The organism is Candidatus Baltobacteraceae bacterium, from assembly GCA_035502855.1.
Classification (GTDB): Bacteria; Vulcanimicrobiota; Vulcanimicrobiia; order Vulcanimicrobiales; family Vulcanimicrobiaceae; genus Aquilonibacter.
Window position 1 is genome coordinate 66,406 of the sequence record DATJTX010000029.1, and the last position, 19,842, is coordinate 86,247.

Genomic DNA, 19,842 nt, shown 5'->3' on the forward strand with positions numbered 1-19,842 from the left:
ATTCTGAGGCGTGAGCCGGACGGTCGACCTGGAGCGGCGCGGCGCGCTGCTCGAGCGCGTGGCTAACTACGTGCTCAAGCACGGATTGGCCGAGCTCTCGCTGCGTCCGCTTGCCGATGCGGTAGACACGAGTCCTCGTATGCTCCTGTATCATTTCGGGTCGAAGGAAGAGATGGTCACGGCGGTGCTGCGCGAGATCCGAGAGCGACAGCTTGCGCTGTTCGACCGGTTGCGTCGCGATAACCTCACCTCGCCCGCCGCCGTCTGTAAAGCGGTCTGGACCTACATGAGCGATCGCAGAAGTGCCTCGATGCTCAAGCTCTTTTTCGAGACCTACGCATTGGCGCTGCGAAATCCGCAAGCGTTTCCCGGGTTTCTCGAAGGCGCAGTCGAGGATTGGTTGTGCTTTCTCGCTGAGCCTCTGTGCAGCGAGGGTGCAACCCCAAAGCGCGCACGTACGATCGCTACTATCATCCTCGCCACCTATCGCGGCTTTATGCTCGACCTAGCCGCCACCGGGGATCGCGCGCGGATCGGTCGCGCGCTCGACGTATGGGCCGAATCGATGCACCCGCTACATTCCAATGGGGACGGAACAGATGCTGAATCGGCGTAGCGCCGCGATGACGTTCATTTTCGTCACCGTCTTGCTCGACATGATCGCGCTGGGGATCATGGTGCCGGTCTTCCAACCGCTGCTCTTGAGCTTTACGCACGGCAACTACGCGGACGCTTCGATCCTATCAGGCGTCTTTGCCACGCTCTTTGCGATCGTGCAGTTCTTCGTCTCCCCGATTCTCGGTACTCTTTCCGACCGCATCGGCCGCCGGCCGGTGGTGCTGCTCTCGAACTCCGGCACCGCGGTCGACTACCTGATCCTCGCGCTTGCGCCGAACCTTGCATGGCTTTTCGTCGGACGTGTGCTCTCCGGTGCGACGACCTCGAGCATTACCGTTGCCAGCGCCTACATTGCGGACGTAACGCCGCAGGAGAAACGCGCCGGAGCCTACGGCATGATCAGCGCGGCATTCGGCATCGGTTTCGTGGTCGGACCCGCGATCGGCGGATTGCTCGCCGTGCACGGCTTGCGCTTGCCGTTCTGGGTAGCGGGTGCGCTCAGCTTGGTGAACTTTCTCTACGGTCTCTTGGTGTTGCCCGAATCGCTCGCCCGCGAGCATCGCAATCCGTTTTCGTGGCAGCGCGCCAATCCGCTCGGTTCGCTCAAAATGTTGCGCCGTCATGCGGAACTCTCGGGACTTGCGATCACGAATCTGATCGGATACGTAGCGCACGAAGCGTTGCCGCAGCTCTTTGTGCTCTACACCCTGCTCGTCTACGGTTGGACGATGAGCACGGTCGGCATCTCGCTCGCGATCGTCGGAGTCTTCACGATCTTGATTTCGGCCTTCGTGATCCAGCCGGTGGTCGATCGCATCGGCGAGCGCCGCGCGCTGCTGGTAGGGCTGATCGCCGGCGGAATCGGTTTCTTCTTGTACGGCGGAAATCAGGTGCTGTTCTGGATCGCGATTCCGATCAACATGCTGTGGATGATCGCGGGATCCGCGTCGCAAGCGCTCATGACCCGGCGCGTCGGGCAGCAGGAACAGGGTGAGTTGCAGGGCGCGATCAACCTCTTGCGCAGCCTTGGGATGCTGATCGGGCCGGCCATCTTTACCGGAACGTTCGCCTATTCGGTGAGTACCGCGCACGCATGGAAGGCGCCGAGTATCGCCTGGGGGCTGGGCGGCGTGTTGCTGCTCGCTTCAGCGGTCGTCGCCTGGCGCGTAACGAGCGCAAGCGACGACGTGCATGAAGCCGTCGATCGGGTAGCGGCTTTGGAAGAGGCGCTGCAGGCTGACGTCCCCGTGGCGGAGTAGCCGCGAACGCGAAGCTTTTACTGGAAATCCTGGCCTCGGCCCGATTCTCTACATCTTGGCCGCCGAAGGCAGTCTTTGGTAAAGCAAAGGACGCTGCGACTGCAGCGCCCTTCGGGATCGTGCGCGCGCGAAGCCGCGCGGCTTTAGCTCGCAAAGGTTCACCTTTGCGAGATAAAGTCTAGTGCACGAGAAACGCCACCAGCAATAACGCAACGATGTTGAGCACCTTGATCATCGGGTTGATCGCGGGGCCGGCGGTGTCTTTGTACGGATCGCCGACGGTGTCACCGGTAACGGCCGCTTGATGCGCGATCGAACCCTTGCCGCCCAGATGACCGTCCTCGATGTATTTCTTGGCGTTGTCCCATGCGCCGCCGCCGGTCGTCATCGAGATCGCGAGGAAGAGCCCGGTGACGATCGATCCGACCAGGATGCCGCCCATGAGTTGCGCGGCCGTGTCGCCCTTGAGCAGACCGGTGACCGAGAGCACCACGACGATGATCGGCACGCCGACCGGAATGAGCGCGGGGAGAATCATCTCCTTGAGCGCCGCCGCGGTGACGATGCTCACGGTCGTGCCGTAGTTCGGCTTTGCGGTACCCTCCATGATGCCGGGAATCTCACGGAACTGGCGACGGACTTCTTCGACCACGGCGCCGGCTGCGCGCCCCACCGCTTGCATCGAAAGCGATGCAAACAGATACGGAAGAAGGCCGCCGATGAACAGACCGCACAACACGTAGGGATTGTCGATTGCGAAGAGGTCCGTAACGCCGTTCGCGCACGTCGCGCCGGCGGCCGCTCCGGCACACTTGGCCTTGATCAGCTCCTGGAGGAACGAGGCGAAGAGGACGAGCGCGGCGAGCGCGGCCGAACCGATCGCATAACCCTTGGTCACCGCTTTGGTCGTGTTGCCGACCGCATCGAGCGGATCGGTGATGTTGCGCACGTCTTCGGGCATGTCCGCCATCTCGGCGATGCCGCCCGCATTGTCGGTGATCGGACCGAACGAGTCGATCGCAACCACGATACCGGCGAGCGAGAGCATTGCCATGACCGCGATGCCGACGCCGTAGGTACCGGCGAGCCCGTAGCTTACCAGAATGCCGATCACGATCACCAGCGCCGGGAGCGCCGTACCCTGCATCGAGACCGCGAGCCCGGCGATGATGTTGGTGGCGTGCCCGGTCACGGAGGCTTGTGCGATCCGCCGCACCGGCGCGAACTGCGTCCCCGTGTAGTACTCCGTGATAACGGTGATCAGACCGGTGATTGCGACGCCGACGAGCGCACAGAAGAAGATGCTGAGCGGGCTTACTTGCGAACCGGCAAACTCACGCTGCGTCACGAAGTAGAAACCGATCAACGCGAGGATTCCGGCCACGATCATGCCGTTGTAGAGCGAGCCCATGATCCGCGTCTTGGACACCTTGCCCAGACCGACGATCCACGAGCCGACGATCGAGGCCACGATCGAGACCGCACCGAGGACCAACGGGAAGGTCGTCGCGCCCCGGAGTTTATCGCCGAAGACGAGATTGCCGAGGAGCATTGCCGCGACGCTGGTGACCACGTACGTTTCGAACAGGTCGGCGGCCATGCCCGCACAGTCGCCGACGTTGTCACCGACGTTGTCGGCGATCACCGCGGGATTGCGCGGATCGTCTTCTGGAATGCCCGCTTCGACTTTGCCGACCAGATCGGCGCCGACGTCGGCAGCCTTCGTGTAAATGCCGCCGCCCAGGCGCGCGAAGACCGAGATCAGCGAACAGCCGAAGGCCAGACCCACCATCGCGCCCAGCGTCTTGGCCGTGTCACCGCTGTTGACGGTTTGCAAGAATGCAAAATACCCCGACGTCGCCAGCAAACCGAGACCGACGACGAGCATGCCGGTTACCGTGCCGCCGCGGAAGGCGACGTTGAGTGCTGCGCCCAGGCCGCTTCGAGCGGCTTCGGCGGTGCGCACGTTGGCGCGAACCGACACGATCATGCCGATGAAACCGGCCGCGCCCGAGAGAATCGCGCCGATCAGAAAGCCGAGCGCGGCTTCCCAACCCAGCGGCGGAGCGATGAAGATCAGGATTGCCAGGATGACGGCCACGATCGCGATCGTTCCGTACTGGCGTTTGAGGAACGCCATCGCGCCCTCTTGGATCGCCGCGGCGATCTCTTTCATACGGGCATTGCCGTCCGGGCGGCGGAGCACCCAGAAGGTGAGGGCGACACCGTAGAGCACGGCCAGCGCGCCACCGATTAGCCCGGCCCAAATCGCAGATTGTGCCGTCATGTACGTTGTAGGTCCTTGAGGAAGCAGCATTGCGGCGCCCAAGGGGCGCCGTTTGATCTAGGGCGGGGTACTGCGCGGGCCCGGCTAGTCCTTCTCCTTGAAGCGCTGATAGGACTCGGCGACCTCGCGCCGTGCATGGGCCGCATCCCGCCACGCACCGATTCGTGTCGACTGGCCCTCGAGCGCCTTGTAGGTTTCGAAAAAGTGCGAAACCTTGCGCAGCTGATGCGGAAAGATTTGCGTGTAGTTGTGGACTTCGTCGAAGAGCGGCTCACCCACCGGTACGGCGAGAATTTTGTCGTCCTGTTTGGTGCCGTCGACCATTTCCAATAGGCCGATCGGACGCGCGGCGACCAGACAGCCTGGGAACGTCGGCTCGATCGCCAGCACGAGCACGTCGAGCGGATCGCCGTCGAGTGCGAGCGTCTGCGGAGCGAAGCCGTAGTCGCCCGGATAATGAATCGACGAATGCAGCGCGCGGTCGAGACGGAAAATATCGAGTTGCTTATCGTATTCGTACTTGTTTCGCGATCCTTCCGGAATTTCGATCACCACGTTGATCTCCTCAGGCTGGCGCTCGCCGAGCGGCAAGAGTAAATAATTGCGGGGATCCGGAAGGCTCATGACGGCGCAGGGTGTTCTCGCAACCCCAACCAAGGACCTCGATATGGTGGAAGAGGTCGAGTTTCTCGTCGTGGGCGCCGGTCCGGCCGGCGCGACGGCGGCCCGCGAGGCGGCGCGCGCCGGTATCGAGACGATGGTCTTGGAAAAGGACGCGGTGATCGGCGCAAAGCGCGTGTGCGCCGCCGGCCTGCGCCCGGGGTTCTGCGCAACCTTCGATTTGCCGAGCGAGCTCATCCATTGCAACACGCCGCGGCTTGCGCTCTTTGACGCGAGCGGTCGCGAGCATGAAATTTTTTTCGGACCGGGACACACGACGACACGTGAAGAGCTCGACGGCGCGATCGCCGCGCTGGCCGCGCGCGAAGGCGCGGCAATCCGCACGCAATGCCTGTGGCGTTCATTCGAACGTGATCGCGAGGCCGCAACCGTGGAATATGCCGACCTTCGTGTTGGGAAGCGGCGGCGCGTTCGCGCGCGCAACGTCTTTTTCGCGCAAGGTGCAACCGCGCGCTTCAACGGTGATTTCGCCGACGAGCGCTGGAGCGCCGGCCTGATGACGACGCTGCAATACCGCGTCTATCTCGATCGCCCGGCCGCGCCGGCCGCATATCGTACCCTCGAGCTACATTATTATGCCGCTCGCGACGGGCGCCAGATCGTCGCCTGGATGTTCCCCAAGCGCGATCATCTGGCGATCGGTCTGGGTTTGGTCGGCAAGCTCGACGGCAGCCGTCTGCGTGAGGAGCTCGACGCGTTCACGGCGCGTACGCAAGCGCGCCTCTATCCGGACGTTACCGTCGAGCGGAGAAAAGAGGAGGGACACCTGCTCTACGGCGGGTGGCCGCGCGCGAGTTATGCCGCAGGCGCGGCGATGCTCGGCGGAACGGCGGCCGGACTGGTCGACGCGACCAACGGCGAAGGGATCTTCGAGGCCGCGATGAGCGGGCGCTTCGCGGCGGCGGCGATCCGCGAGCACCGCAACGCGCCCGAACGCGCGGCGCGCGCATACGAGCAACGCGTTCGCGCGCGCTTTTCGCGCCGGCTGGAACATCGCGTCCGCTTGATGCGATTCCTCGAGGCGCGACCGGCGCGCTACGGCGTGCTCTTCGATCTGCTCCACGCGAGCCCGCGTTTCGCCGACGCCCTGCAACGGGAGGATCACGAGCGTTCACTGTTCGATCGGGTCGTGCTCGCCTTTCACGCGTTGCGTTTTGGGATGCGGGCCTCGCACGTCTAGACGGCGAAACGGGCCGGTTACGGAAACGATTGCGTGTCGACGATAGCCATATCGGAAACCGAATTCCACGCGCTGCGCGATCTGATCCGCGAGCGTTTCGGTATCTATTACGACGACACCAAACAGTTTCTCTTGCAAAGCCGTTTGCAGACGCGGTTGCTCAAGTGCCGGATCAACGACTTCGCCGGGTACGAACGCTATCTCACCGCGTCGCCCGAGCGTGAGACCGAGTGGAGCGAACTGGCCTCCGTGCTCTCCAACAACGAGACGTACTTCTTTCGGGAACGGGCTCAGCTCGAGGTGCTCGTCGCCGAGGTTCTCGACGAAGCGCACAAGGCCGGGACGCCGCTGCGCGTATGGTCGTCGGCTTGTTCCACCGGCGAAGAGCCGTACACGATCGGGATGATGCTGATGCAGACGCACCGGGTTGCGCCTTCGCACGTCGTCTTGCGAGCCACCGATCTCTCGCCGCGAGCCCTGGAACGGGCCGCGACCGGATTCTACCGGGAGCTTTCCTTTCGAGCGACGCCGCCCGAGATGGTCCAACGGTACTTCCGCCCGTTTGAAGGCGGATTTTTCATCAACGACGAGATCAAGCGTATGGTGGAGTTCTCGCGACTCAATCTTCTCGACGAGCGGGCGGTAGCCGCGATGGGCACGTTCGACGCCGTCTTCTGCCGTAACGTTTTGATCTACTTCGAAAAACCGACGCAGAAGCGCGTGGTCGAAGCCTTCGCGAAGGTGCTGCGCCCGGGAGGTTTCTTGTTCTTGGGTCACGCCGAGTCGATCATGCGCATCACCGATTGCTACGAACCGGTCGTCACCCCCAAGGCGATCTACTACCGGCGGAAATGATGAACCAGGTGCAACAGATCAATGTGCTCGTGGTCGACGACTCGGCGTTCATGCGCCGAGCCATCACGACCATGCTCGAGAACGAAGCCGACATCAAGGTCGTCGCGACGGCCCGCAGTGGTGAGGAAGCGATCATCAAGGCGCTTCAGATGAACCCCGACGTCATCACGATGGACGTCGAGATGCCGGGCATGGGCGGACTCGAAGCCGTGCGTCAGATCGTCGCGGATCACCGGATCCCGATCATCATGTGCAGCTCGCTGACGCGCGATGGCGCGGAGACGACGTTCCGCGCGCTCGAGCTCGGCGCGGTGGACTTTATCGCGAAGCCCGATGCTGCCTACGTAAATATCACCGACGTCGCGCGCGATTTGATCGCAAAGATTCGAGCGGTCTCGCGGCGCGGCGCGCAGCCGGCGCAGCCGATCGTCCACGCTCCGCCGCCGATCGAAGACCGGCCGCGCATCATTGCGCCTCCGCCTTCGCGTCCGCGTCCGGCTTCGCAATACGAATGCGTCGCGATCGGCACCTCTACCGGTGGGCCGGTGGCGCTTTCGCGCGTGGTACCGATGCTGCCCGGGAACTTTCCGCTGCCGGTGCTGATCGTGCAGCACATGCCGATGGGCTTCACACGGCCGCTGGCCGATCGGCTCAACGCATCGAGCAAGATCGCCGTCCACGAAGCCCTCAACGGCATGATCCTCGAGGCCGGCACCGCGCTCGTGGTACCGTCAGGGAAACAGGTCGAGTTGCGCCGTCGAAACGGGGGAGAGACCGAGGTACGGCTCGTTGATGACGACGGTACATCCCTGCACGTGCCAAGCGTCGACTACATGACCACCCAGGTAGCGCAGGCATATGGTAAGGCCGCGATCGGCGTGATCCTCACCGGCATGGGCCAAGACGGCGTTCGCGGTTTACGCAAACTTAAAGAACGCGGCGGCTACGTGCTGGGGCAAGACGAAGCAACGTGTGTCGTGTACGGGATGCCGCGCGCGGCGGCAAAGGAGGGGTTGGTTGACCGTGTGGCGCCGCTCGACGCGATTTCCCCCATTTTGGTGGACCTCGCGGGTGTATCAAAGTCTTAACCTCTCCAATTCAAAAGGCTGACGAATTGCAGTAGGAGGCCTGTGGGGAATTCTGAATACGAAATGCGGAACGCGAAGTGCGCGTCCAAAAGGGTTGCATGAAGCTGGGCCGTAGTCCACGCAGCTACGTCATCGGCGGCGTCGAACTCTCGCGGGAAGAGATCGTTCACAAGTATTTGCATTTGGTCAAATACGTGGCCGGTCGAATCTCGGTGAATCTCCCACCGAACGTCGAGATCAACGATCTCATCAACGACGGTATTTTGGGCTTGATCGACGCCATCGAAAAATACGACGATGCACGTGGGGTGAAGTTCGAGACCTACGCAATCACCCGTATAAACGGGGCGATTTTGGATGCGTTGCGCTCGCTCGACTGGGTGCCGCGCGCCGTGCGTCAGCGCGCGCGGGAGCTGGAACGCACCTATCAAGAACTCGAAGTCGAACTCGGCCGCGCCCCGACCGAGGCCGAGGTCGGGCAGCGCCTCGGCCTTTCGAAGAAGGAACTCGACCAGTTGATCCAGCGCGTGCGCGGTACCGCCGTGCTCTCGCTCGAGGAGTTCTTGCCCAACGAGAAGGGCTACGAGATCCCGCTCGTCGATACGCTTCGCGACGACGACAACGACGTGGTAAGTGAGGTCGAATCGCGCGAAGTGCATGCCGAGCTTGTGCGGGCGGTCGAAAACCTTCCGCCCCAAGAGCGCACGGTGATCACGCTCTACTATTTCGAGGGTCAAACGCTGAAGGAGATCAAAGGCGCGCTCGGGGTCTCGGAGTCGCGGGTCTCGCAAATCCACGCGCAGGCCGTCATCCATCTGCGCCAGCGGCTGCGCGAACTGCGCAACGACTTGGGCTATCGCGAAGACGACCCCACGGTCAAGCAAAAATACCTGCGCCGACCCGCGCCGAGCCCGGATGCCGTCCCCGCTTCGGCCGCGACGGCCGCTGCGGCTAGCCCGGAAGGTAAAGAAAATAAAGTAGAACGGACGCTAAAAGGTGAAATAACCGAGCATGGCGATTCGGCCAGCGGATCTTCAACTGGCGTACGTGGCCGCCCCGCAAAACGCGGCCCAGGTTAGCAGCGCCCAAGAAGCGGCGCAAGGTGCGCAGCAGGCCGCGCAGTCGAGCTTTGCCGCCCAGGTCCACAAGCGCGAAGAAACGGTCACGCAGACCGACCACGCCGAAGGCACCAAGGTGCGCACCAATCCGGACGGCGGAGACGGCCGCGGGTACACGCCGCAGCGGCGGCGGCGCCACGCGCCCCAAGCGGACGAAACCCCCGATGAGCCGGCGGTGGGATTCTCCGGCGGGGACGAACACCTCATCGATTTCACCGCGTAAAGGCTAACGGATGTCCGGTCTCGACCCGCTCGCCGCACTGGCTGCTCAAGCGGTGGCCAACGCACAGACGGCGATGGACGAGACGATTCTCAACCTCGCCGCGGACGTTGCTGTCCTCCAAGCGCAAATCAACGTCGGCGAAGTGCTCGCGGCCGTCGTGCTGCCCCCCGCCGGCGGCACCGATCTGCTCTCGTTTCTCGGCCAAACCGTAGCGGCGCAAATTCCGCCCGGCATCAATCCGGGCGAAACGATGCTCCTGCAAGTAACCGGTTTCACCAACTCGGCGGTGATCGTTCGCAACCTCGGAACGCTCGATCCCGACAACCCGGTTCCGACGGTGAACGTCGAGATACCGCCGCCGGTCACGACCGACGGGCCGCAGAGCGCCATTCTCACGACGAACCTCACGCCGCAAGCCGCGCCGGTTACGAACGCGCCGACTTCGCCGCAAAACGTGCCGGTACAAAACGTCCCGGCACAAAACGCTCCGGTGCAAAGCGGGCCCCCGCAGAGCGCGCCGGTTGCACCTGCGCGCGTGCCGCCCGCGAACCTCGCCCCGCCGCGCGAAGTCTTCGTCGCGGCATCGGTGCGGCCGAATCTCGCCGCAACGGCGCGCGCGCTGGCAGGCCAAATCGACGAAGCGATCGCGCGCAATGACGTCGAGGCGCGCATCGCGCTCAACCGCGCGAGCACTCAGCCCGCACCACCGGCGATACCATCGAACGCTACGCCGCGGCAAAGCGCGATGCCGTCCACGCCGGCCGCAGCGCCGCCGGCACAGAACGCTCCGCCGCGCACGGGGTCGTTTCCGGTCGCGCCGCCGATCGTCCGCGCGAGCGCCAACACCGGCGCGGCGGCGCCGGCACGCCCGCCGGTTCCCGAAACGGCGGAAAGCGCGCTGCTGACGCGCCTGCGGATCCCGATCACACCGGTAACGCTCGCGGCGGCGCGCACGATCAGTACCGCGGCGGAAAACGTCACCACGAGCTACGAGCGTCTCGAGAGCTTGCTTTCAAAGTTGATGCCGCAAGCGAGCGGGACGCTGCGCTCGGTGCTGGCCTTTGCCGGACGTATGGATTTGCGCAACGCGGACGCGCTTCGCGAACAGATCGCCACGTTCGTTTCCGACGTGCTCGACGGTGCGGAAGCGAAGATCGTGCAGCTGGTGAAGGCCTGGAGCGAGCTTCCGGAAGCCGCAAATCCATTGCCGGTTGCGGCCGAAGAAGAATCCGCGCCGCCGTCGCAAGCGCCGGTTCAGGCGCAAACGCCGGCCTCCACGCAGCCGCAGGCGGCCTCGCAAACGCAAGCTGCGGTACAAGAGCCGGCCGCGCCGCCGGCGCCGGAGGCGGGCGTCGCCGTCAACGCGGTTGCAACCGCCGCGGAACGTACCGTCGCGCTGGATTACGACGTGAAGTCGGCGATTTTGACGATGATCGCAGCCTCCGAGCGCGGCGATTCGCCGCAGATCGCCGGCGCACTGCGCGATGCGCTCACCGCAACCACTGCGCTGCAGCTCAACGTACTCTCGGCGCAATCGAGCGATCCGCGCACGATCGCGATTCCGCTCCCCGCTTACTTTCATGACGGCGGCGCGCCGGTGCAGCTGCGAATCTCGCGCGATGCGCCGCAGGGTAAAAGCGTTTTGGACGCGGATAATTTTCACATCGCGTTCGTGCTCGACACCAATTCGCTGGGCACGGTGGCGATCGATTTACAAACCGTCGGCAGAGCGGTCACCGTCGAGGTGAAGACGCAGGCGGGGACGTTTGCCGACCGTTTCCGTTCGACGCTGGGGGATTTGCGTTCACGCTTGGAGGGATTGCACTATCGCGTCGCCGCGATCGGCGCCGCTGTCGCCGGTGCGGCCGAGAGCGCGCCGGCACCGGCGAACCAGACCGCTGCGGCGCCGGACCGGCGTTCGTTCTGGGACACGCGCGCATGAATCGGTTCTTCGACTTTCGCAAATCGGTCTTTAAGCGCCCCGCCGCCGCCGCGCTCAAATGGGATCCGCAGAGTTCTGATCCTCCTGAAGTCGTGGCGGTTGGGCGCGGCATTACCGCCGAGACGATTCTGCGCATCGCGAAAGAGCACAACATCCCGCTCTACGAGGATCCGGGATTGGTCGAGGCGCTCGCGCGCTTGAACGTGAGCGACTTCATTCCGCGCGAGCTCTATAGCGTCGTTGCCGAAGTGCTCGCCTACGTATATCGCGTCGATTCGGCGTTCAAGGAGCGCGCAAGTTAGCGGTGTGGAAGAAGAATTGGCTCTCCAAGACGATGCGCGATCATCAGGATTGGATTCGCGAGGTGCGGTCATCACGCATGGGCGGGCACCTGGAAATGCATCTCTCCGGCCGGCGTTTCACAGTCGAATTCATCGAAGGCGTTGCGCCGACGCGCTACGTGATCGACCGCGAGCGCTGCTTCGACGAACGCGCTGCGCGCGTCGACGATACCCTCTTCTCGCAGATCGTTGCGGCTCTGAAGATGGCGACCCGCGACTGTTTTGCCTCGAGCGTCTACGCCTATGCGCCCTCGGCCGCGGTTTTCGAGATTCATTTCGCGCCTGGCCTAGGACCGTTCGGCAACGGCCGCCGGGTCTTCATCGAAGGACGTCTGGCCGACATCATGCGCGACCAGATCGGGAAGGACAACGTGACGTTCGAGTATCCCGTCCGGGTTGACGGCGCGGCCCCCGCGTGGGTGAAAATGCACGCCTCCGAAATCACCGGCCTCGACCCAGTCGCGTAACGCTCACGCCGCGAGGCGCCGAAGTCGGACCGAAGCCACCCTTGTCACCCTGAGGTGCGAGCGTAAGCGAGCCTCGAAGGGCTGCTCGGCGGATAACTGCGAGATGCGAAGCATATAACTCTGCATCGCAAAGTGAAGACGCTTCGTGAGACGTTATTCCGCGGAAGCATCATGTTTTCTGTTCGCTACGCTTCTTGTCGTTGGTTTGCGTATGGAAGCATTTCCGGGTTTCTTTATACGGATTTTTCTTTGCTGCCGCGAACGCCCTCGCCGAGAAAGTGCTCGCAGCCCAGCAGGCCGCGTTCAACCTTGAAGCCGCGGAACAAGCTGAGCTGGAACGGGAACGCGAAGTCCTCGAATCGATGGTCCAGGCGCAGCTCAAAGACGAAGACGAAGTCATGAAAAATGGATCGAAATGATCTGAACTGAATCGGAGCCGGATGGCAAAGTTCGCCTTAGCATCTTGTCTGATTGCTGTCCTTCTGATCGGGGCAGCGCCTTGCTCCGCGAGCGGTTCTTCGACAACGATCTGGCTCTGCCGTCCAGGAATCGTAAACGATCCATGCACGCAAAACATCGACGCAACGATCGTGGGCGCCCACGGGCCGCTCTCGATTCATCGCGCACGCGCGGCAGAGGCCTCGCCTTTCGATTGTTTCTACGTGTACCCAACCCTCATTGTGGGACCGGGCGATAATGCCGGCCTAGGCGTGGACGAGCGAATGCGCTACGTCGCTCGGAATGATGTATCGCAATTCTCGCAGCTCTGTATGGTTTGGGCTCCCGTGTACCGTCAAGTCACCGTTGCAGCGATCCGCCGCGCTTTCGTTGCGCACGACATGTCGGCTCTTCAAGCAGCCTCGCGCGTTTCTTACGAGAGCGCCCTTGCGGCTTGGCGTGACTATCTCGCGCACGACAATCGTGGCCGTCCGTTCATTTTGGTCGGAACCTCGCAGGGCGCGGCAAATCTCTTACTGCTGATTCAAAGCCAAATCGATTCGAACCCGGCGCTGCGCCGGCGAATGGTCTCGGCAATCCTCGTCGGCGCAAATGTGACCGTGCGGCGCGGTTCGGATCGCGGGGGCAGCTTCGCGAATATTCCCGCGTGCCGCTCGCTCGGTCAAGTAAACTGTGTGATTGCATATTCGAGCTACCGACACGTGCCGCCGCCGAACAGCGCATTCGGGACACCGGGGCGCGGCGTGAGCATATTCATCAAGCAACCGGGTGGCGCGAATCTTCAGACGCTCTGCACCAACCCCGCAGCACTTTCAGGCGGTACAGCCTCGCTGGATTCGCTTTTTCGTAATTCCCCTCCCGAGGCGACGATCACAACGCCTTGGTTGGAATATCGCGACCTCTACACGGCGAGGTGTCGTGCAAATCGGACAAAGACTTGGCTCGACGTAGAACGCCAGGCGGTTTCCGGAGACACGCGCCCGGTGCTCCACCCGATGCTACCGCCGGCATGGGGTCTGCACGAGTTCGACGCCAATCTCTACATGGGGGATCTGATTCGCGATGTGCGGATGCAAGAGCGTCGCTATGCGGGCGGCCTGCGTTGAGGCCGCTGCGAACGCAAAGCCGACGATTGACGTTATCAGGCGATTTCATCCATCGGAAACCGGCGACCGCGCGGTCGGTGGGAATCGCCTAATCGGCGATTACTGCGTTGTTCGGGTAACCTGCCGACCGCGCCCTTCGAGGCTCGGGCTTCGCCCTCGCACCTCAGGGTGACATCGAGGGGCCGTGAGCGTCGTGAAGCCTTGCGCGCTCGGCACGACCCAGGCACCTCGCACCTCAGGGTGACATCGAGGGGCCGTGAGCGTCGTGAACCCTTGCGCGCTCGGCACGACCCAGGCGCCTCGCACCGCAGGGTGACACGGAGGGGCCGTGAGCGAGCGGAGCGAGCCGCGGGGGGTTGGCCCGCAAAGCTTTAGCTTTGTCGGGACAAACCCGAACAGGAGTTCGATGCTTGGGTAGGAAAGTAGAGGGTCCGTGAGCTGGTTGCAACGACTGCGGGCATCGCTCGGCAAGGCCCGCGACACCTTCGCAGCGGTCCAGAATCTCGGGCGGGGGCGCAAGCCGCTGACCGCAGAGTTTTGGGAAGAGCTCGAGGACCTGCTCATCATGGGCGACTTCGGCGTTCCGACGACCGCCAAGATCGTCGGCGGGCTCAAGACCGTCGCCAAACAGGAAGCGTGGACGACCACCGATCAAGCGATCGCGCGTTTTCACCGCGACGTCGAGCGCTTTCTCACCCTTCCGGGCTCGGAGCTGCAGCTCGGCAACGACCGGCCGGCGGTGATTCTCATCGTCGGCGTCAACGGCAGCGGCAAAACCACGACGATCGGCAAGCTCGCGACGCGGTTGCGCAGCGAGGGCAAACGCGTGCTCATGATCGCGGGCGACACGTTCCGAGCCGCCGCGGCCGAACAGCTTGCGATCTGGGCGGATCGTTCGAAGAGCGAGATCGTCCGCGGAGCGGAAGGCGCCGATCCCGCCTCGGTCATCTTCGATGGAGTCAAAGCGGGAAAGGCACGCGGCGTCGACGTGATCCTGATCGATACCGCCGGCCGGCTGCAGACCAAGACCAACCTCATGGAAGAACTGAAAAAAATCCGCCGCGTCGTCGATCGCGAACTCGGGCGCGCGCCCGACGAAACGTTGCTCGTCCTCGACGGCACGACCGGCCAGAACGCGATCTCGCAGGCCCGGCTCTTCAATGAGACGACGCAGTTGACGGGCGTGGTCGTGACCAAACTCGACTCCACCGCCAAGGGCGGCGTGCTGGTCGCGATCGTCGATACACTCGAGATTCCGATCAAGTTCATCGGCCTGGGCGAGAGCGCGGACGCGCTGCGCCCGTTCGTTGCCGCCGAATTCACCCAAGCCCTCTTCGACGATGCCCCGGAATCCGTGCGTACGTGAAATATTCGTGCCACACACTTGTCACTCGCGCGTGAGAGCGTGATGGTAGGCCGGTAAATGGTAGGCCGGTAAATGGTAGGCCGGTAAAAGAAAGGACCGCAATGGCAGCGCAAGACGAAAAAGGAATCGCCCTCAGCAATGCCCTCGCCCAGATCGAACGGCAATTCGGTAAGGGCTCGATCATGAAAATGGGCGACTTTCAAGAACGCATGGCGTTCGAGGTCATCCCGAGCGGATCGATCGCGATCGATCTCGCGCTCGGCGTCGGCGGATTTCCGCGCGGACGCATCGTGGAGATCTACGGGCCCGAATCGAGTGGAAAGACCACGCTCGCGCTGCACGCGATCGCCGAAGCGCAAAAGACCGGCGGTACCGCGGCCTTCATCGACGTCGAGCACGCACTCGATCCCAATTACGCCGCCGCCCTCGGCGTCGACCTCGACAACTTGCTCGTTTCGCAGCCGGACACCGGTGAGCAGGCGCTCGAGATCGGCGAGATGCTCATCCGCAGCAACGCGGTCGACGTCATCGTGATCGACTCGGTCGCGGCGCTCGTTACCAAAGCCGAACTCGAAGGCGACATGGGCGATGCGCACGTCGGTCTGCAGGCGCGTCTGATGTCGCAGGCCCTGCGTAAACTCACCGCCGCGATTTCACGCAGCAAAGCCGTAATGATCTTCATCAATCAATTGCGCGAGAAGGTCGGCGTGATGTTCGGTAGTCCCGAAACCACCTCAGGCGGACGCGCGCTCAAGTTTTATGCATCGATTCGCCTCGACGTGCGCAAGCTCGAGCAAATCAAGATCGGGCAAGACGTCGTCGGTTCGCGCACGCGCGTCAAGGTGGTCAAGAACAAGGTTGCGCCGCCGTTCCGTCAAGCAGAGTTCGATATCACCTACGGTCACGGCATCTCGAAGATGGGCTCGATCCTCGACGTCGCGCTCGAGCAAAACATCGTCGGCAAGAGCGGCTCGTGGTACACCTACGGCGATCAGCGCATCGGGCAAGGCCGCGAGAACGCAAAGGCGTTCCTCGAGGAGCATCTCGATCTCGCCGGCGAAATCGAAACGAAGATTCGCGAAGCGCTGTCCAAGGCCGTTTCGAAAAACGGACACAGCAGCGGTTCCATCGCCGTCGTCACGGAAGAGTGAGCGCCTGGTCGTATGCGCTCGGGCTGCTCGCACGACGGAGGCTGACGCAGGCGCAGTTGTGGGAGCGTCTGCAGCGGAAAGGCTACGACGACGAATCCGTCCGCAGCGTGATCGCACGCTGCAAACGCGAAGGTTTCATCGACGATCGACTCTTCGCCCAACTCTACGTTGAGCGCAAGCGCAAGGCCATCGGCGACGTCCGCCTGGTCGGCGAACTGGTTCGCAAAGGCATCGACCGCGACCACGCTTATGCGGCGGTATCCGCGCTCGAAGAGAGCGAGCGCGCGCGCTGTGCCCGAGCGTTCGATCAACTCGCGCGTCGGGCCGCGCCCAGCTATCCGGCCGCCGCGCGCCGCTTAGAGCGTCTGGGGTTCCCGGCTTCGACCATTTATGCGGTCCTGCGTGATGTTGCCGCAAACTCGGGAGTGTTGGCCGGAATCGATCTCGATTAGGCCGCTCGGGCCTACGTCCTGCGTCGCGAGCGTTCGGGCACTGGGGAGCATATGGCCGCTCCGACGATCGTCGTTGCCGAAGACGACGGTGCTATTCGGGATCTGCTTGCCCATCATCTCGAGCGCGAAGGCTTCAGCGTCGTCGCGGTCTGCGACGGCAATGCCGCGCTTCGCAGTGCGCGATATTGCGCTGACCTGATGATTCTCGATATAGGGCTCCCCGGCGTTGACGGATTCGACGTCGTGCGCGCGCTTCGGCGGGAGGAGCGAGCGGTGCCGATCGTCATGCTGACCGCGCGCATCGACGAGATCGATCGGGTCGTCGGTTTCGAACTCGGCGCCGACGATTACATTTGCAAGCCGTTTTCTCCCCGCGAGGTCGTGGCGCGCGTGCGCGCCGTGCTGCGGCGTTCCGGCCGAACGCTCGATGCCGCGCCGGCGGCGCTGCGCTTTGGGCGGTTGGAGATCGATGAAGCCGCGCGCGAAGCCCGTGTCGACGGCGCCGACGTGCATTTGAAGCCGCGAGAGTTCGCGCTGCTGCTCGAGCTCGCGGTCAACGCCGGCGTCGCGCTCTCGCGCGAGCGTTTGCTCGAACGGGTCTGGGGATTCGATTTCGACGGCGACGAGCGTACGGTGGACGTTCACGTGCGCCGGTTGCGCTCCAAGATCGAGGAAGACGCCGGCCTCCCGCCGATCGTGCAAACGATTCATGGGTACGGCTACAAGTTCGTGCGCGCATGAACGTGCGCGAACGGCCGGTCCACTCGGTCGCGCAGCTTTTGCCCAGGGTCCTCCGCTCGCTCGAGCACGGCCCGAACGTTCCCCTGCTGGTCCTTCGCATTCCCGAGCGCGCGCAGCACGCGGAGCGCGAAACCCTCGACGCTTTTCTCGGCGCCGCCGAGCGCATCGTGCGCAAAGGCGACCCGTTGGTCCATGAACCGGGCAGCAATTGGTTCGCGATCGCCATGCTCGCCCCGGCGCGGGGAGGGGCGGCCAAGCTCACGCTGGACGCGCGTTCGGCACTCGAGCGCATCGCCGCGACGATGTCGCTGGTGATCGGCAGACGCATGGAGACCGGATGGTGGCCGATCGCTTCGAGAGGCGACCTCGATTCATTCGAGTCTACGATCGAGCGCGCGCTCGAACGAGGTGCGCGGGAACGCGAGCGATTCGAATTCCTGGCGATGGTCGGTCACGAACTGCGCACGCCCCTCACCTCGATCCGCGGCTACATCGAAACCATTCTGGACGATGGTCTGGACCGGCGCACGACTCGACGATTTCTCCAAGTGGCGCGGAACGAAGCGCTGCGCCTCGGGCGATTGGTCGACGGTATGCTCGATTTTTCTCTGCTCGATCTCGGACCGCAGCCGGCTCCCGGGGTCACCGACATGGGCGCGGCGACGCGCGCCGCCCTCGAAGCGCTCGCGCCAATCGCACGCGAGGCACGCGTGCGGATGCAGCTTCGCGCCGGCGAGGGTCTCTTCGCGCGAATCGGCGCCGACGGCTGCATGCACGTTTTGCTCAACGTCATCGAGAACGGGATCAAATACGGGTCCCCCGGCGGTCGCGTCGCGATCTCGCTCGAACGCCAGGACCCGTTTGTTCAGGTGACGGTTGACGACGATGGTCCCGGCGTGCCGGCCGACGAGCGCGAGCGCATCTTCGAGCATCGAGCGCGCGGCGGGTCCGCGCGGGCAACGCCGGGGACCGGCATCGGTCTTACGATCGTGCGCACGATCGTCGAGCGCGCCGCGGGGAGCGTGAACGCGCAATCGTCGCCGCTGGGCGGCGCACGATTCGTCATTCGTCTTCCCGCCGGCAAAGCGGAATCGAGACCCGATCCGTCGTAGAACGTAGTCCGTGGCGACGTCACGGACTGTTTTTGCTCACGAGAGCGAATCGGCTCTCGCCAGGCTCTTCGATTTTTATCGAATCGCCTGGGAATACGAACCTCGCTCGTTTCCGATTCTTTGGGATACATGCGGCAGACCTGTCGCTTTTTTTACGCCCGATTTCTACTTGCCGGAATACGATTTGTACATCGAGATGACCGTCGCAAAGCCATCGCTCAATACACGCAAAAACCGTAAGCTGCGCTTGATGGCGCGGCACCATCCGCAGGTGCGCGTGAAGCTCTTCACCCGGCGCGACGTCGAGCGGCTCTTTGCGCGCCTCTCTCCGGCGGCGTGATCGGCGAGCTGCTCTTCGACGCACCGGCGATCGCCGAGCGCGTCCACGAGCTCGGCGAGCAGATATCGCGCGACTACGACGGTCGCGTTCCGGTGTTGATCGGGGTCCTCAACGCGGCGGCAACATTCCTCGCCGATCTGACGCGCGCGGTGCGCATTCCCTGCGAGATTGACGCGATTGCCGTCACCAAGTTCAGTGAGGTCGAGGGAATACGATTTCTCAAAGATACCTCAGCGTCTATTGAGGGTCGGCACGTTATCCTGGTCGACGATACCATCGACACCGGCATGACCCTGCAATACGTGGTCAAGTCGCTCTCCGCTCGGTCGCCTGCCTCGTTGGCGGTGTGCACCTTGCTGGATCGGCCCACGCGCAGAATTGCCGATATTGAGGTCAAGTACCGCGGGTTCGAGATTCCCGACGTCTACGTGGTCGGCTACGGACTCGACTACCGCGGTCGCTACCGAGAGTTGCAAGCCCTTTATGCTCATGGATCGTGGCCGTGATTGACCGCTCGATGCGCGCGTGCGCGCTGATTTGTGCCCTCCTCGCGGCGATGCTGCCGCTGCGTGCAAACTCGCTCGAGTTGCAGTCGATCGCGCGCGCCGCGGCCGATTACAACAATCCCAACGCGCATCTGGCCGAGATGTTCCGCGCCGCCTTGCTCGATACCGGAAAACTGGCCGAGTACGCACCCGACGGCACCGCGTACATCAAGACCGGCGACATTCCGGCCGAGTGGCTGCGTGATGCCAGCGCCCAAGCACGTCCATATCTATTTTTCGCAAAAGACGATCCCGATACGCGCAAGCTACTGCGCGCGATCATCGCCCGAATGGTGAAATATATCCAAATCGACCCCTATGCCAACGCGTTCACGCTCGATTATCGCGTTTGGGAAGAAAAATTCGAACTGGATTCACTCGCCTATCCGGTCACCCTCTCGTGGAGCTACTGGAAAACCACCGGGGACGAATCGATTTTCACGCCCGATTTCCAAAAGGCGCTCGATGCGATTCTGGCGACGATGCAGCGCGAGCAAGATCATCCGCGCGA

At 63.3% G+C, this 19,842-nt stretch carries 22 protein-coding genes; 20 read left to right on the plus strand and 2 right to left on the minus strand.

The window, feature by feature from the left end; genetic code table 11:
* Positions 1 to 10: 10 nt before the first annotated feature.
* Positions 11 to 616: a TetR/AcrR family transcriptional regulator gene (locus VMF11_12160; protein HTU71058.1), complete on the plus strand. Its 606-nt coding sequence runs from the start codon at positions 11 to 13 to the stop codon at positions 614 to 616.
* A gap of 7 nt (positions 617 to 623) precedes the next feature.
* Entirely contained in the window at positions 624 to 1,877 is a 1,254-nt protein-coding gene (locus VMF11_12165) for a TCR/Tet family MFS transporter (GenBank protein ID HTU71059.1), read from the plus strand.
* Positions 1,878 to 2,055: 178 nt separating this feature from the next.
* Here the strand turns inward: VMF11_12165 and VMF11_12170 are convergent, their stop codons facing one another.
* Positions 2,056 to 4,164: a sodium-translocating pyrophosphatase gene (locus tag VMF11_12170; GenBank protein HTU71060.1), complete on the minus strand. Its 2,109-nt coding sequence runs from the start codon at positions 4,162 to 4,164 to the stop codon at positions 2,056 to 2,058.
* Between the two features lie 84 nt (positions 4,165 to 4,248).
* Positions 4,249 to 4,788: an inorganic diphosphatase gene (locus VMF11_12175; GenBank protein ID HTU71061.1), complete on the minus strand. Its 540-nt coding sequence runs from the start codon at positions 4,786 to 4,788 to the stop codon at positions 4,249 to 4,251.
* Here VMF11_12175 and VMF11_12180 point away from each other — a divergent pair.
* The 18 genes from VMF11_12180 to VMF11_12265 all read left to right on the plus strand — a co-directional run.
* Positions 4,787 to 6,025, plus strand: a complete 1,239-nt coding sequence (locus VMF11_12180; GenBank protein HTU71062.1) for an FAD-dependent oxidoreductase — start codon at positions 4,787 to 4,789, stop codon at positions 6,023 to 6,025. The genes VMF11_12175 and VMF11_12180 overlap by 2 nt on opposite strands.
* 33 nt (positions 6,026 to 6,058) lie before the next feature.
* Positions 6,059 to 6,880: a protein-glutamate O-methyltransferase CheR gene (locus tag VMF11_12185; protein HTU71063.1), complete on the plus strand. Its 822-nt coding sequence runs from the start codon at positions 6,059 to 6,061 to the stop codon at positions 6,878 to 6,880.
* A gap of 8 nt (positions 6,881 to 6,888) precedes the next feature.
* A complete protein-coding gene (locus VMF11_12190) occupies positions 6,889 to 7,968 on the plus strand; it encodes a chemotaxis response regulator protein-glutamate methylesterase (GenBank protein ID HTU71064.1) in 1,080 nt (359 codons plus the stop codon).
* 98 nt (positions 7,969 to 8,066) lie between these two features.
* Positions 8,067 to 9,047: a FliA/WhiG family RNA polymerase sigma factor gene (locus tag VMF11_12195; GenBank protein ID HTU71065.1), complete on the plus strand. Its 981-nt coding sequence runs from the start codon at positions 8,067 to 8,069 to the stop codon at positions 9,045 to 9,047.
* Positions 9,016 to 9,309, plus strand: a complete 294-nt coding sequence (locus VMF11_12200; protein HTU71066.1) for a hypothetical protein — start codon at positions 9,016 to 9,018, stop codon at positions 9,307 to 9,309. Before VMF11_12195 ends, VMF11_12200 begins: the two co-directional genes overlap by 32 nt.
* Before the next feature lie 10 nt (positions 9,310 to 9,319).
* Complete coding sequence (locus VMF11_12205; protein ID HTU71067.1) at positions 9,320 to 11,251, plus strand: hypothetical protein; 1,932 nt, start codon at positions 9,320 to 9,322, stop codon at positions 11,249 to 11,251.
* Entirely contained in the window at positions 11,248 to 11,553 is a 306-nt protein-coding gene (locus VMF11_12210) for an EscU/YscU/HrcU family type III secretion system export apparatus switch protein (GenBank protein ID HTU71068.1), read from the plus strand. Before VMF11_12205 ends, VMF11_12210 begins: the two co-directional genes overlap by 4 nt.
* 2 nt (positions 11,554 to 11,555) lie before the next feature.
* The gene (locus tag VMF11_12215; protein HTU71069.1) at positions 11,556 to 12,059 is read left to right on the plus strand and encodes a hypothetical protein; all 504 of its coding nucleotides are present in this window, start codon (positions 11,556 to 11,558) and stop codon (positions 12,057 to 12,059) included.
* Between the two features lie 278 nt (positions 12,060 to 12,337).
* On the plus strand, positions 12,338 to 12,478 hold the full coding sequence (locus tag VMF11_12220; protein ID HTU71070.1) for a hypothetical protein: 141 nt from the start codon (positions 12,338 to 12,340) through the stop codon (positions 12,476 to 12,478).
* A gap of 21 nt (positions 12,479 to 12,499) precedes the next feature.
* Positions 12,500 to 13,624: a DUF3089 domain-containing protein gene (locus VMF11_12225; protein HTU71071.1), complete on the plus strand. Its 1,125-nt coding sequence runs from the start codon at positions 12,500 to 12,502 to the stop codon at positions 13,622 to 13,624.
* 433 nt (positions 13,625 to 14,057) lie between these two features.
* Complete coding sequence (ftsY, locus tag VMF11_12230; GenBank protein ID HTU71072.1) at positions 14,058 to 14,990, plus strand: signal recognition particle-docking protein FtsY; 933 nt, start codon at positions 14,058 to 14,060, stop codon at positions 14,988 to 14,990.
* A 101-nt stretch (positions 14,991 to 15,091) separates the two neighbouring features.
* The gene (gene recA, locus VMF11_12235; GenBank protein HTU71073.1) at positions 15,092 to 16,141 is read left to right on the plus strand and encodes a recombinase RecA; all 1,050 of its coding nucleotides are present in this window, start codon (positions 15,092 to 15,094) and stop codon (positions 16,139 to 16,141) included.
* Positions 16,138 to 16,593, plus strand: coding sequence for a regulatory protein RecX (locus VMF11_12240; GenBank protein HTU71074.1), 456 nt, complete (start codon positions 16,138 to 16,140; stop codon positions 16,591 to 16,593). The genes recA and VMF11_12240 overlap by 4 nt, the downstream gene beginning before the upstream one ends.
* Positions 16,594 to 16,644: 51 nt before the next feature.
* Positions 16,645 to 17,334, plus strand: coding sequence for a response regulator transcription factor (locus VMF11_12245; protein ID HTU71075.1), 690 nt, complete (start codon positions 16,645 to 16,647; stop codon positions 17,332 to 17,334).
* Positions 17,331 to 18,446, plus strand: a complete 1,116-nt coding sequence (locus tag VMF11_12250) for a HAMP domain-containing sensor histidine kinase (GenBank protein ID HTU71076.1) — start codon at positions 17,331 to 17,333, stop codon at positions 18,444 to 18,446. Before VMF11_12245 ends, VMF11_12250 begins: the two co-directional genes overlap by 4 nt.
* A 10-nt stretch (positions 18,447 to 18,456) precedes the next feature.
* On the plus strand, positions 18,457 to 18,786 hold the full coding sequence (locus VMF11_12255; GenBank protein HTU71077.1) for a hypothetical protein: 330 nt from the start codon (positions 18,457 to 18,459) through the stop codon (positions 18,784 to 18,786).
* A complete protein-coding gene (gene hpt / locus VMF11_12260; GenBank protein ID HTU71078.1) occupies positions 18,783 to 19,292 on the plus strand; it encodes a hypoxanthine phosphoribosyltransferase in 510 nt (169 codons plus the stop codon). The genes VMF11_12255 and hpt overlap by 4 nt, the downstream gene beginning before the upstream one ends.
* A partial coding sequence (locus tag VMF11_12265; protein HTU71079.1) for a glycoside hydrolase family 125 protein occupies positions 19,289 to 19,842 on the plus strand: 554 nt, incomplete at its 3' end. The genes hpt and VMF11_12265, both read left to right, overlap by 4 nt.

Coding starts and splice junctions, on each gene's coding strand:
- VMF11_12165 (HTU71059.1), top strand. CDS start 624: ATGACGTTCATTTTCGTCACCGTCTTGCTCGACATGATCGCGCTGGGG.
- VMF11_12170 (HTU71060.1), bottom strand. CDS start 4,164: ATGACGGCACAATCTGCGATTTGGGCCGGGCTAATCGGTGGCGCGCTG.
- VMF11_12180 (HTU71062.1), top strand. CDS start 4,787: ATGACGGCGCAGGGTGTTCTCGCAACCCCAACCAAGGACCTCGATATG.
- VMF11_12175 (HTU71061.1), bottom strand. CDS start 4,788: ATGAGCCTTCCGGATCCCCGCAATTATTTACTCTTGCCGCTCGGCGAG.
- VMF11_12195 (HTU71065.1), top strand. CDS start 8,067: ATGAAGCTGGGCCGTAGTCCACGCAGCTACGTCATCGGCGGCGTCGAA.
- VMF11_12205 (HTU71067.1), top strand. CDS start 9,320: ATGTCCGGTCTCGACCCGCTCGCCGCACTGGCTGCTCAAGCGGTGGCC.
- VMF11_12210 (HTU71068.1), top strand. CDS start 11,248: ATGAATCGGTTCTTCGACTTTCGCAAATCGGTCTTTAAGCGCCCCGCC.
- VMF11_12225 (HTU71071.1), top strand. CDS start 12,500: ATGGCAAAGTTCGCCTTAGCATCTTGTCTGATTGCTGTCCTTCTGATC.
- recA (HTU71073.1), top strand. CDS start 15,092: ATGGCAGCGCAAGACGAAAAAGGAATCGCCCTCAGCAATGCCCTCGCC.
- VMF11_12245 (HTU71075.1), top strand. CDS start 16,645: ATGGCCGCTCCGACGATCGTCGTTGCCGAAGACGACGGTGCTATTCGG.
- VMF11_12250 (HTU71076.1), top strand. CDS start 17,331: ATGAACGTGCGCGAACGGCCGGTCCACTCGGTCGCGCAGCTTTTGCCC.